The 12,758-nt window shown below is 67.4% G+C and carries 9 protein-coding genes; 8 read left to right on the forward strand and 1 reads right to left on the reverse strand.

The features are described from left to right. Window positions 1-187 precede the first annotated feature (187 nt). Window positions 188-460 carry a WXG100 family type VII secretion target gene (locus G8760_RS16670; RefSeq protein ID WP_166353149.1) on the forward strand — a complete coding sequence of 91 codons (273 nt, stop codon included), beginning with the start codon at window positions 188-190 and terminating at the stop codon, window positions 458-460. Between the two features lie 101 nt (window positions 461-561). On the opposite strand, the gene G8760_RS16675 is transcribed toward G8760_RS16670, so the two are convergent. Beyond that, window positions 562-1,629, reverse strand: a complete 1,068-nt coding sequence (locus G8760_RS16675) for a substrate-binding domain-containing protein (protein ID WP_166353340.1) — start codon at window positions 1,627-1,629, stop codon at window positions 562-564. A 257-nt stretch (window positions 1,630-1,886) separates the two neighbouring features. Here G8760_RS16675 and G8760_RS16680 point away from each other — a divergent pair, with 257 nt between their 5' ends. From G8760_RS16680 to G8760_RS16710, 7 genes are all read left to right on the forward strand, one after another. After that, window positions 1,887-3,167: an ABC transporter substrate-binding protein gene (locus tag G8760_RS16680; protein ID WP_425502344.1), complete on the forward strand. Its 1,281-nt coding sequence runs from the start codon at window positions 1,887-1,889 to the stop codon at window positions 3,165-3,167. 77 nt (window positions 3,168-3,244) lie between these two features. Next, complete coding sequence (locus G8760_RS16685; protein ID WP_166353344.1) at window positions 3,245-4,114, forward strand: ABC transporter permease subunit; 870 nt, start codon at window positions 3,245-3,247, stop codon at window positions 4,112-4,114. Beyond that, the gene (locus G8760_RS16690; RefSeq protein ID WP_166353174.1) at window positions 4,114-4,971 is read left to right on the forward strand and encodes a carbohydrate ABC transporter permease; all 858 of its coding nucleotides are present in this window, start codon (window positions 4,114-4,116) and stop codon (window positions 4,969-4,971) included. Before G8760_RS16685 ends, G8760_RS16690 begins: the two co-directional genes overlap by 1 nt. Further along, window positions 4,968-7,268, forward strand: a complete 2,301-nt coding sequence (locus tag G8760_RS16695) for an endo-beta-N-acetylglucosaminidase (RefSeq protein ID WP_207782442.1) — start codon at window positions 4,968-4,970, stop codon at window positions 7,266-7,268. Before G8760_RS16690 ends, G8760_RS16695 begins: the two co-directional genes overlap by 4 nt. A 15-nt stretch (window positions 7,269-7,283) precedes the next feature. Further along, window positions 7,284-10,418: a glycoside hydrolase family 38 N-terminal domain-containing protein gene (locus G8760_RS16700; RefSeq protein ID WP_166353176.1), complete on the forward strand. Its 3,135-nt coding sequence runs from the start codon at window positions 7,284-7,286 to the stop codon at window positions 10,416-10,418. Continuing rightward, complete coding sequence (locus G8760_RS16705; RefSeq protein WP_166353178.1) at window positions 10,415-11,662, forward strand: glycoside hydrolase 5 family protein; 1,248 nt, start codon at window positions 10,415-10,417, stop codon at window positions 11,660-11,662. The genes G8760_RS16700 and G8760_RS16705 overlap by 4 nt, the downstream gene beginning before the upstream one ends. Before the next feature lie 57 nt (window positions 11,663-11,719). Continuing rightward, entirely contained in the window at window positions 11,720-12,451 is a 732-nt protein-coding gene (locus G8760_RS16710) for a hypothetical protein (RefSeq protein WP_166353180.1), read from the forward strand. The last annotated feature ends 307 nt before the right edge of the window (window positions 12,452-12,758 follow it).

Below are 12,758 nucleotides of genomic sequence, written 5' to 3' on the forward strand. Positions count from 1 at the left end.
GGCGAGGAGCGAGGACGGCGAGTTGGCGGGCGAAGCTCCGCGAAATGCCCCGAACAGTTAGCTATCTGACGTACAACATCAAAACGGTCGGCACAACAGCTTGCCGTGGCCGTGACGACGGGTAGGCTACTGTCGTGACACGCCCAGTGGATTGGGCGTGTGTGAGTATCGATTCTAGGAGTTATAGATGGCAGTTGGTGCAGAACTACCTACACTGCAGGAGCTTCACCGGACCTTCAACGCCAAGGCTGAGGACGCGGACGGCATCAAGAACGACGTCGACAGCGCCCTGGGCAACTCGGTGTGGACCGGTGCCTACTCCCAGCAGTTCCGGGATGCATGGGACGAGTACAAGCAGAACCTCGTCACCCTGCGTGATGCCCTCGAGTCTGCGGCCGAGGACGTACGCATCAACCACAACAACATCGCTGAGGCCACGGGCGAGTCGGATCGCATCTGACGCTTCAGCAGCGTGACGTGAGGGGCCGTTCCAGACCAGGAGCGGCCTCTCGCCACGTCCGGGCCCCGATTACTGGGGTTGAGGGCGGAATCCGGCGACCATCACGGCGCGACGTCTCGGACCGGAGCGGTGCTTTCCCGGACGACGAGGCTCGGCGTGGCGGCCTGGATGTGCTGGCGGGATCGCGGATCGGCGACGACGGCCATGAGCGCCTCGGCCACGGTGATGCCCAACGTGTAGGTGTCCCGGCTTAGCGCGGTCAGCGCTGGATGCATGAGCTGAGTGAGTACCGAATCGTCGAACGAGACGATCGACAGCTCGTCGGGGACGGGAACACCCATCTCCATGGCCACTCCTAATCCGGCGACAGCCATGACGTCGCTGTCGTAGATGATGGCTGTCGGGCGAGGTCGGGCGGTCAGCAATCGACGGGTGGTGGCCGCACCTTCGGCGTCGCTGAAGTCGGTATGGACGGTCTGGACGTGGTCGAGCCCGAGCCGTGTCCGCGCGCTCTCCAATGCATGAACACGTTCCTGGGTGTGCGCCAGTGCCGACATGCCGGCGACGTGGGCGACCCGACGGTGGCCCAGCGCTCCCAGGTAGTCGACGATCGACAACATCGCGGCGTGGTCGTCCGCCCACACGCTCGACAACCCTCGGTACGTGCCGGTGCCGCCGAGGATGATGGCGGGTAGCCCGAGCCGTTCTACCACCGGCGGCCGTGGGTCGTCGGACTTGAGGTCGACGAGCACCAACCCGTCCACCCGATGTTCCGATGCCCAGCGATGATAGACGTCGATCTCGGCGTCGGTGTCTTCGACGATGAGTAGCTGCAAGGCGATCGACTGAGCCGACAGGCCGGCTTGGAGTCCGGACACCAGGTGGGCGAAGAACGGTTCCACGCCGAGGGTGCGGGCGGGGCGGGCGACAACGAGCCCCATCGCGTCGGTGTGGGCTCCGCTGAGTGCCCGAGCGGCGCGGTGCGGGCGCCAGTTCAGCTCTTCGGCGATGCGCAGAATGCGGCCACGGGTGTCGTCGCTGACGCCTGGACGGCCGTTGAGGGCGAAGGAGACCGCCCCCTTGGACACCCCGGCTCGGCGGGCGATGTCACTGATGGTCGGCCGGCTGGGAGCCGGGTGCCCCTTGGTGTCGTCGTCGGTGTTATCCAGCACCTTACGTCCCTTTCTCGAACGCCCGCCTCAGGAACAGGCCCTCAATCCCTGATCCACGTGACGACCACATGCGCCGGCCGCTGTGCGGTCGGCACCGGATCACGATCGCCATAACCCACTCTTGACAGTCTCTCGCACCACGTCCATAGTTACGGAACTAGACCGGTTTATCAAATGCTCATCGATGCCGCCGATGCTCGGGTGAATTGCTGATCTGCCGACGCGGCATATCGCCGCTGAACGGAGGACGTGTGGTGCGGAGTAAAGCCAGCATAACCGTGGTGTTCTTGGCCGCCTTCGGATTGGTCGGATGTGGTCTCGGTAGTGATGACGGTGAAGATAGACCGGTTGAGGTCTCGGGTGAGGTCGACGGGACCGTCACCCTGCAAACCTGGGCCCTCAAACCGAACTTCACCGACTACGTCGAGGAGGTGATCGCTGGATTCGAGGCTGAACACCCCGGTGTCACGGTGCAATGGCTGGATCAGCCGGGTGAAGGATACTCGGAGAAGGTGCTCAGCCAGGCGGCCAGCGGCGACCTTCCGGACGTGGTCAACCTGCCACCCGACTTCGCCTTACCCCTGGCCCGCCAGGGCATCCTGCTCGACGTCGAGTCCGCCGACGAGGCGCTGCACGACGAGTACGTCGCCGGCGGCATCAGCGCGTACGAGTTCGCCGGGGTCGACGGCGTCTTCGGTTATCCCTGGTACCTCAACACCGACGTCAACTACTGGAACGGCGAACTACTCGACGAACACGGACTCGACTCGGACCACCCGCCGGCCACCGTCGAAGAGCTGATGGACCAGGCCCGGATCATGTCCGAAGAGTCCGGCGGCGACATGTACCTGATCAGCCGCAAACCAGAACTCGGCGATCTGGTGAAGGCCGGTATCCCGGTGCTATCCGACGACGGTAGCGAGTTCGTCTTCAACACCGCGGAGGCGGCCGCGCTGCTCGACGAGTATCGCGAGGCTTTCGACGAGGGCCTCATGCCGCGCGACGTGCTGACCGACGCCTACCTCGGCAACAGTCAGCTGTTCATCGAAGAGAAGGTGGCATGGAGCACCGGCGGCGGCAACTTCATCAACGGCGTCCGGGAGAGCAACCCGTCGTTGGCTGAGAAGATCGTCCCGTCGATGGCGTTCGGCACCCCGCCTCTCTACGTCCAGGGTCTCTCCGTGGCCCGGGACACCAGCAACCCGGCAGCGGCGGTTGCTCTGGCCCGCTGGATCACCAACGCGGACAACCAGGCCGAGTTCGCTCGAATCGTGCCCGGCATCTTTCCCAGCACAACCGCCTCAGCCGACGATCCGTTCTTCACCGAGAGCGACGGCACCGGCGACGACGACGCCAAGGTCATCGCCTTCGATTCGCTGGCGCAGGCCGAGTTGCTGCAGCCGGTCGAGGTCGACGAAGCGATGTCGACCATCGTCAACCAGCAGATCTCGTTGGCTATTAGCGGCGACGTGACCTCACAAGAGGCCCTGGACACCGCGGTGAGCCGGCTCAACGCCATGCTCGACACACCCTGATGGTGTTGCTGGCCAACCGGGACCGGAGGCGGGCGCCGCATGGTGGCGGCACCCGCACCGGCACCGCGTCTCGATCGATTCGGCAGCAGCGGTGGTTCGCGCCGCTGCTGCTGGTGGCCCCCGCCGTCGTCTGGCTGGTGGTCTTCAACATCTGGCCGTCGATCAACACGGTGGTGCTTGCCTTCACCAACGCAAAACCGTTGGGTGGCGGTTCTTTCGTCGGCACCGCCAACTTCGAGCGGATGCTCGACGACGATCAGCTGGTCTATGCGCTGATCAACAGCATCGTCTACATGCTGGTCTGCCTACCGTTACTGACCGTGTTGCCGCTGCTGCTGGCGTTGCTGGTGGAGAAGAGGCTGCCCGGCATCACGTTCTTCCGGACCGCCTTCTATACCCCGGTGATCGCCTCCGCGGTGGTGGTGGCGCTGATCTGGAACTGGTTGCTGGACGACCGGGGTGCGATCAACGCCATCGCGCAGTCGCTGGGGTTTCTCAGCGGCCCACTGCCCTTCCTGACCGATCGGTGGCTGCTGCTGTTCAGCGCGATCAGCCTCACGATCTGGAAAGGCCTCGGCTACTACATGATCATCTACCTGTCGGCGCTCGGCAACGTCAGCCGTGAGCTGCATGAGGCCGCCGCCGTGGACGGGGCGGGGGTGGTCCGGCGCTTCCTGTCGGTGACCGTGCCGGGGGTCCGCAACACGATGCTGCTGATCATGGTGCTGATCATGGTGTCGGCGCTGCGGGTGTTCTCGGAGCTGTTCATCCTGACCAACGGCACCGGCGGTCCGGGCGGCCGGGTGATGAGTGTGGTGATGCTGATCCAGATGTACAGCAGGGGCTTCACCGGCAACCTGGGTTACGCCTCCGCCCTGAGCATCCTGCTCTTCGTGATCACCGTCGGGCCGATGGTGGTTCTCGCCCGGATGAATCGGAGGTCGTGATGCCGGCGACAACCCGGGCCTACGCGTTCAACTCGGTGTCGCCGCGGGAGAAGGTCCTGCGGTATGCCCTGCTCCTGGTGGTGCTGGCCATCACCGTCGGCCCGTTCCTGTGGCAACTCTCCACGTCGCTCAAGGGTGCCGGCGAAGACATCTACACCTCGACGCCCAGCTTCCTTCCGGCCGAACCGACCCTCGACAACTACGTCCGGGTCAGCGAGACCGTGCCGATCTGGACGTTCGCCGGCAACTCGTTGTTCGTCGCCGCGTTCGTCGTCATCGGCAACGCGGTGGGCGCCACCCTGGCCGGGTTCGCTCTGGCCAGGCTGAGATTCCGGGGTGGCAAGTTCATCTTCGCGCTGATCATCGCCACGTTGATCCTGCCCGGCGAGGTCACGATCATCGCGCAGTACATCACCATCCGGGAGATGGGCCTGGCCGACACCCTCGTCGGAGTGGCGTTGCCGGGGACCATCGGCATGCTCAACATCCTGCTGATGTGGGCGGCCTTCCGAGCCATCCCACAAGAGCTCGACGATGCGGCCAAAGTCGACGGGGCCAACGTCTGGCAGCGGCTGATCCACGTGGGTCTGCCCAACGTGCGCGGGATGCTCAGCGTCATCACGATCTTCGCCTTCATCGGAGCCTGGGACGACTTCCTGTGGCCGCTGATCGTGCTGACCGACCCGTCCAACTACACCCTGACCGTCGGCCTGCAATACCTGAACGGCGCCTTCAGCGCCAACCCGCGGGTCATCGCCGCGGGCACGATGATCGCGTTCATCCCGATCGTGATCGTCTTCGCTGTTTTGCAGCGGTTCTTTTTCCGAGGAGTGGAAGAGGGAGCGATCAAAGGATGAATCGCCCGACCGACAACCAACAGCGCCTCACGTTGTCCCGGCGCACCATGCTCGTGTCGGCCGCCGGTGCGGGGCTGGCCGCGGTCATCGGACCCCCAGCAGCACACGCCGCCGGTCCGGCCAGCATCCGGCGCGGTACCGGCGCCGGTGCGGGCGCCGAGAACACCGCGCCTCACGCCTTCTACTGGTACCCGGAGACACCACCCGACGGCTCACCCGAACCCGGCATTGTCTGGCGAGGACTACTCGACTGGGACCCAGCGACCGACCCGGATGTGCCATTCAACACCGCGAGTGTGCCGCTGGCCGCACGGTTCACGCCGGCGCCGGCCAACACCAACGCCCGAGCCGAACAGGGCGGCATCCAATCGTTGGTGGCCTTTGCCGGCACGGCGGGAAACCCAGCCCAGGGCGGTGCGACATCGTCGTACTACGCGTTCGCCCACTGGGCCTACGTCGACGAGTTGGTCTTCTGGGGTGGATCCTGGTGGGAAGGCATCATCCTGGCCCCGAACGCACCAGTGGTGGACGCCGCGCACCGCGCCGGAGTGCCGGTGCTCGGAAACGTCTTCCTGCCGCCCGTCGTCTACGGCGGTGACCTGAAATGGCACCAAGAGCTGGTCCAGCAAGACAACGACGGCCGCTTCCCGGTGGCGGACAAACTCATCGAGGTCGCCGAACTACTGGGCTTCGACGGGTGGTTCATCAACTCCGAGACCGAGGGCGGCGACCCGGCACTGGCCGACGCCACCCGCGCCTTCCTGACCTACCTGCAAGACACCAGCGACCTCCGGATCACCTGGTACGACTCCATGATCACCACCGGGCAGATCCGCTGGCAGAACGAACTCAACGAACACAACGAGGTGTTCCTCCAGGACGGAGAGTCCCGGACCAGCGACGCGATGTTCCTGAACTTCTGGTGGAACGGGTCGATGCTGGCGAACTCGGCGGACCGGGCCCGGGCCCTCGGCCGGTCACCGTACGAGTTGTTCTCCGGCATCGACACCGAAGCCCGTGGCCACACCACGCCGGTCCGCTGGGACGCGGTCTTCCCGGCCGGTCAGGACCACGTGACCTCACTGGGTATCTACCGCCCCGAATGGACGTGGCGGTCGCTACCGGGTGACCACGAGCCCGCGGCGTTCCATGATCGCGACGACCGCTACTGGGTGGGACCCACCGGCGACCCGTCCACCGCGGAACCGGGGACGGACTGGCCGGGACTGGCCGCGTTCGTCGCCGACCGACCCGCGGCCACCGGGCTCCCGTTCGCCTCCGCCTTCGGCACCGGCCACGGCACGGGGTACTGGGTCGATGGCGTCCAGGTAGGTGAACGGCCCTGGAACCACCTCGGCGTGCAGGACATCCACCCGTCGCGCCGATGGGTGGTGCGCGGCGCCGACTCGTCGCCGCGGCTGGACTTCGCGGTCGCGTATCAGGGTGGGGAGTCGGTGGCGTTCGACGCCGGACCGGAAGCGTCGGTCGTCGAACTGTTCCGGTTCGATGCCCGGATCGACCGTCGTACCGTCGTCGAGGTGGTGCACCGGGGCGACGTCGAGCTGGAGATCGGGGTCGCCGTCACCGCTGAGTCTGCTGGTGAGCCGCCGTCGTACACCTTCCTCCCAGCGGAACAGGTCCGGCGGGCCGGGGACTGGACAGTGTCCCGGGTCCGGCTCGGTGAGCTGGCCGGCCACCCGTTGCACGTGCTGGCGCTGCGGTTCACCGCGGGTTCCGCGGGTACGTGGCACCTCGGACAGGTGAGTGTGCTGAACGGCCCGGCGCGCCCACCGAAGCCAGTGCGCAACCTCCGGGTGCAGCACGAATGGGTCGACGACGACGGCGCTCAGCACGTCCGACTGGTGTGGGACCGGGCGGACGACGTCCACCATTACGAGCTCTACGTCCGGCACGGCCGGCGCCGTCGTTTCCTCGGCGCCACCGGATCCGGTGCGTACTACGTGCCAGACCTTCTCGGCGGCGCTGACGCTGGATCTGCTGACGCTGGATCTGCCGCCGATGGTGGTGCCGGTGCTGCCGCTGGGGCCGGCGCCGTCGTCGAGGTGATCGCCGTGTCCGGCCTCTACACGCGGGCACCCAGAACCACGACCACCCTGACCACCCCACCGTCACCCCCCCCCCCCCCGGGGGCCCCCCCCCCCCCCCCCCCGGGGGGCCCCCCCCCCCCCCCCCCCCCCCCCCCCCCCCCCCCCCCCCCCCCCCCCCCCCCCGGGCGGGGGGGGGGGGGGGGGGCCCGGCGGCCCCACCGCATCCTCCCGACGATCACCTGTCGATAAGGAGCTGGAACCCTTATGCATCACGACCGCTCGCTGATCGAGAACCGCGTCGAGCGGGTCCTCAAACAACGCCTGCACCCGGCCATCCACCGGACGGTGGCACCGCTGGCGGTGTCCGCCTGGCAGGTGGACGGCGGGCGAGGTGAACCCGTCGACCCCGCCGTGGCGCTGCCCGGCGCCGGGCACCTAACCCCGCCTGGTCTCACCCCCGTCGAGTACGTGCCGGCCCAGGTGGGTGACCGGTGGGGACCACCGTGGGGGACCGCCTGGTTCCACGTGCGTGGGGAGGTGCCAACCGCGGCCGCGGGCCGGCGGATCGAGCTGGTCATCGACCTCGGGTGGGCCGATCACTCACCTGGCTTCCAGGCGGAGGGTCTGGTGTACCGGCCGGATGGCTCGGTGGTCAAGGGGCTCAACCCGCGCAACGTCTGGGTGCCGATCGCTGACGTCGCCGCCGGTGGTGAGTCCATCGACCTGTACGTCGAAGCCGCCGCGAATCCGCTGATCCTGGAGATCGACCCGTTCCGTCCCACCAGGTTGGGCGAGAAGGCGACCGCGGGCGACGAACCTCTGTACCGCCTGGCCCGGGCTGACGTGTGTGTGCTCGAACGCGACGTGTGGGAACTCGTGCAGGACATCGAGGTGCTGGACGGGCTGATGCGGCAGCTGTCGGACGGCGAGCCGCGCCGTTGGGACATCGAGCGGGCGCTGGAGCGGGCCCTGGACATCCTCGACCTGCAGGACATCCCTGGCACGGCGGCGGCCGCTCGGGGCACGTTGGAAGACGTGCTGGCCAGCCCCGCGTCAGCCAGTGCACACCGGCTCTCCGCGGTGGGCCACGCCCATATCGATTCCGCGTGGTTGTGGCCGGTCCGCGAAACCGTGCGAAAGGTGGCGCGGACCAGCTCCAACGTCGCCCAGTTGCTCGACGAGTATCCGGACATGGTGTTCGCGATGTCGTCGGCGCAGCAAATGGAGTGGATCGAGCGGCACCGGCCCGAGGTGTTCACCCGGGTCGCCGAGCATGTGCGTGGGGGCCGCTTCGTTCCGGTTGGTGGCATGTGGGTGGAGTCGGACACCAACATGCCGGGCTCGGAGGCGATGGCCCGGCAGTTCGTGTACGGCAAGCGGTACTTCTTGGAGAAGTTCGGCATCGAGACCGAGGAGGTGTGGTTGCCGGACTCGTTCGGGTACTCGCCGGCCCTGCCGCAGCTGGTCAAGCTGTCCGGGTCGAGGTGGTTTCTCACCCAGAAGATCTCGTGGAACCAGGTCAACCCGTTCCCGCACCACAGCTTCTGGTGGGAGGGTATCGACGGCACCCGGGTGTTCACCCACTTCCCGCCGGTGGACACGTACAACTCTGAGCTGTCCGGGCGCGAACTCGCCCACGCGGTTAGCAACTTCCGCGACAAGGGCGGCGCCACTCGCTCGCTGGTGCCGTTCGGGTGGGGCGACGGCGGTGGTGGCCCCACCCGGGAGATGGTCGCTCGGGCGCGCCGCACGGCTGACCTGGAAGGTTCCCCCCGGGTGGTGATCGAGAAGCCGGCGACGTTCTTCGCCGCCGCCGAAGACGAATACGCCGACGCTCCGGTGTGGGCCGGTGAGCTCTACCTCGAGCTGCATCGCGGCACGTATACCTCGCAGGCGAAGACCAAACACGGCAACCGGCGCAGCGAGCACCTGCTGGCCGAGGCCGAGCTGTGGAGCGCGACGGCGGCGATACGGGGGCTGGGTGACTACCCGTACGACGCGTTGGAGCGGATCTGGAAGCTGGTGTTGCTCAACCAGTTCCACGACATCCTGCCCGGTTCGTCGATCGCGTGGGTGCACCGCGAGGCCGCCGAGACCTACACCCAGGTGGCGGCTGAACTGAAGGAGATCATCGGCGCTGCGCAGACCGCTCTGGCCGGCGGTGCCGATGAGTCCGGATCCACCGTGGTGTTCAACGCCGCACCGCACGATCGGAGCGGGGTTCCGGCCTTCGGCGCGGCGCCGCGTGGAGCATCGGCCGACCAGGTGCGGGCCGAGCCGCTGGATGGCGGTTATGTGCTGGACAACGGTCGGCTGCGGGTGACGGTCGACGGTCACGGACTGTTGACGTCGGTCCGCGATCTCGACGCCGGGCGTGAGGTGCTGGCCCCCGGCCAGGCCGCGAACCTCTTGCAGATCCACCCGGACTTTCCCAACATGTGGGACGCCTGGGACGTCGACCGGTTCTACCGCAACACCGTGACGGACCTCGTCGACGCCGACCAGGTGAGTGTGGTCGCCAGCGGCGACGACGGTGCCGCGACGGTGCGGGTGGATCGGGTGTTCGGTGACTCGTCGGCTGTGCAGACCATCACCCTCGCCCCGGGGGCGCGCCGGCTAGACCTCACCGTCGACGTGGACTGGCACGAACGGGAGAAGTTCCTCAAGGTGGCGTTCCCGCTGGACGTGCACAGCCGGCACGCGTCGTACGAGACGCAGTTCGGCCACCATGACCGCCCCACCCACGAGAACACGTCGTGGGAGGCGATGAAGTTCGAGGTGTGTGCGCACCGCTTCGTGCACGTCGCCGAACCCGGTTACGGGGTGGCGCTAGTCAACGACTCCACCTATGGCCACGACGTCCGCCGCGAGGCCCGCGCTGGTGGCGGCACGTCGACGACGGTGCGGTTGTCCCTGCTCCGGGCCCCGAGGTTCCCCGACCCGGAGACCGACCAGGGCCGCCATGTCCTCGCCTACGCCCTGGTGCCTGGCGCCGATCTCGCCGACGCGGTGCGTGAAGGCGCCGCGATCAACCTGCCGGAACGGGTCGTGCCGGGACATCGGGCGGTCGCCCCAGCGGTGCGGGTGGCATCGGGTACGGCCGTCATCACCGCGGTGAAGCTGGCCGATGACCGCTCCGGCGACGTCGTCGTCCGGCTCTACGAAGCGACGGGCGGCCGGTCGGTGGCCCGGCTGACTACCGGCTTCCCCGTGGCAGAGGTGGCTGAGACCGATCTGCTCGAACGGCCGGTCGAGCCGTTGGCGCTCCTCGGCGACGCTGACGACGATGGCGAGCGCGATGGCGGCTCCGGCGACGTGACGCTGAACCTGCGCCCGTTCCAGGTCGTCACCCTGCGCTTCCGGCCGGCCAGCACACCCGACCCGCAGGGGACGCAGTGACGAGCACGCTGCGGGTGGGGGTGAACTACACGCCCACCCGTGGCTGGTTTCATCACTGGCTCGACTTCGACCTCGACGAGGTGGGCGCCGATCTGGACTCGATCGCGGCGCTCGGGCTTGATCATGTGCGAGTGTTCCCGTTGTGGCCCCTGTTGCAGCCAAACCGGACGCTGATCCGGCCGGCCGCGATCCAGCAGGTGGTGTCCGTGGTGGACGCGGCCGCCGCACGCGGTCTGGACACGTCGGTGGACGTCCTGCAGGGGCATCTGTCCAGCTACGACTTCCTGCCCTCGTGGGTCACCGGCTGGCATCGTCGGCACCTGTTCACCGACCCCGACGTCGTCGAAGCGCAGGAACAGCTCACCGCGGCGTTGGGTGAGGCCTTAGCCGGGCGGCCGGGGTTCGTCGGGTTGACGGTCGGCAACGAGACCAACCAGTTCGCCCACCCCTACCATCCCGATCACCACCGGCTGACGACGTCGGATACCGACGTGTGGCTGAAGCGGTTGCTCCGGGTGGCCCAGGCCGCAGCGCCGGGAGGCCTGCATTGTCATTCGTTCGACGACGACGTGTGGTTTCGCGACGACAGCGCGGTGACGCCGGACCACGCCGTCCGCCACGGCGATGTGACCACCGTGCACTCGTGGGTGTTCACCGGTGTTTCCAAGCGCTATGCCTACCCGCACCCCGCCTATGGGTGGTTTGCCCGCTACCTCGTGGAGCTGGCCGCCGCGTGGTCGCCGGACCCGGCCCGCCCGGTCTGGCTACAGGAGGTGGGCGCACCGGTGCCACACGTGCCGGCGGCGTCCGTCGCCGAGTTCACCGAACAGACGATGACCAACCTTGTCTCCAGCCCGGAGTTGTGGGGCGTGACCTGGTGGTGCTCGCACGACGTGGACCGGACGCTCGCCGACTTCCCAGAGCTCGAATACAGCCTCGGTCTCCTGACCGCCGACCGGCAGCCGAAACCGGCCGCCGACGTAGTGCGCCGGCTGGTGCCCGAGCTGCGCCGGCGGCCCCGAGCGCACGCACGGCCGGCCGTCGTGCTGGGCGGATCGTCGGATGCGGCGATCCAGCCCAGCCAGACCGCGCCGGGCTCTGCCCTGTTCGACCGTTGGGTACGGCTGGCCGAGGACGGAGAGCCGCCAGCGATCGTGCTCGCTCGGGATGTCCACGACGACCAGCTGCTCGCAGCGCGTGGCATCCAGTCGTTGATCGAATCCGATGGCTCGCGGATCTGGTGACGCCCCGGCAACGGACTCTTTTCGTCGACTCGGATGTGACATGGTGTTCATCGCGTGATGTCGGCTGAGCAGCAGGGGTTAGTGGAGATGCGTACCGGAGCGGCTGTGGCTGCTGTAGTGACGTTGTCGGTTCTGGTGGCTGGGTGTGGTTCTGACACCGAGGAGCCCGTTGGTTTGGGGATGGCGACGCCGTCGGCGGATCCGACCAGTGCGGTAACCGAGCCTGCTGATGTGGCGGCGACGCCGGCGGATGACCCGACCGATGGGCCGGATCCCGGTGGGGACGAGGTGCCGGTGGCGACGTTCACTCAGCCTTACCTGCCGGAAGAGTCCGTGGTGGAGCTGCGTGACGAGGTTCCCATCGAGGTACCCGAGGACGCTACCGACGACGAGACGGCCGTGGTGCGAGCGTACGGCCAGTACTACGCCGTGGTCGAGCAGGTACTCAAGGGGGTGCCGTTCGATGACGTTGACGCGGCCTCGGTGGCGACCGGGGAGCGGAGGGCCAACATGCGTGCTGATGCGGAAGAGGCGGTGGAACAGGAACGAGTGATTGTGGGGCCGCCGGTGGAGATCCACCTCTCGTCGGTGGAAGTCGACGGTGATCAAGCGAAGCTCCTCACATGTCTCGATCCGGGCGAGAGCGTGCGGATCACCAGTGGGGAACCGACGTTGGTGGTCGAACTCATTGAATACGAGACGGACCTCGTCGTCGAAGACGGCAGGTGGAAGGTAGCCAAGACGGTCACGCCGCAGGACGCGGAGCCGTGCGAAGAGGTCTTCGAATGAGCGGGTTCCGTGACGGCCTGGCAACGGACTTTTGCCGTCAAGTCGGATGTGACATGCTGTCGATCGCGTGATGTCGGCTGAGCAGCAGGGGTTAGTGAAGATGCGTACCGGGGCGGCTGTGGCTGCTGTAGTGACCTTGTCGGTTCTGGTGGCTGGGTGTGGTTCTGATGCTGAGGAGCCCGTTGGGTTGGGTACGGCGACGCCGTCGGCGGATCCGACCAGTGCGGTAACCGAGCCTGCTGATGTGCCGACGACGCCGGCGGACGACCCGACCGACGAGCCGGACCCTGGTGGCGACGATGCGCCG

Origin of the sequence: Phytoactinopolyspora limicola (genome assembly GCF_011320225.1) — a bacterium.
GTDB classification, from domain to species: domain Bacteria; phylum Actinomycetota; class Actinomycetes; order Jiangellales; family Jiangellaceae; genus Phytoactinopolyspora; species Phytoactinopolyspora limicola.

Coding starts and splice junctions, on each gene's coding strand:
- G8760_RS16695 (WP_207782442.1), top strand. CDS start 4,968: ATGAATCGCCCGACCGACAACCAACAGCGCCTCACGTTGTCCCGGCGC.
- G8760_RS16670 (WP_166353149.1), top strand. CDS start 188: ATGGCAGTTGGTGCAGAACTACCTACACTGCAGGAGCTTCACCGGACC.
- G8760_RS16710 (WP_166353180.1), top strand. CDS start 11,720: ATGTCGGCTGAGCAGCAGGGGTTAGTGGAGATGCGTACCGGAGCGGCT.
- G8760_RS16690 (WP_166353174.1), top strand. CDS start 4,114: ATGCCGGCGACAACCCGGGCCTACGCGTTCAACTCGGTGTCGCCGCGG.
- G8760_RS16700 (WP_166353176.1), top strand. CDS start 7,284: ATGCATCACGACCGCTCGCTGATCGAGAACCGCGTCGAGCGGGTCCTC.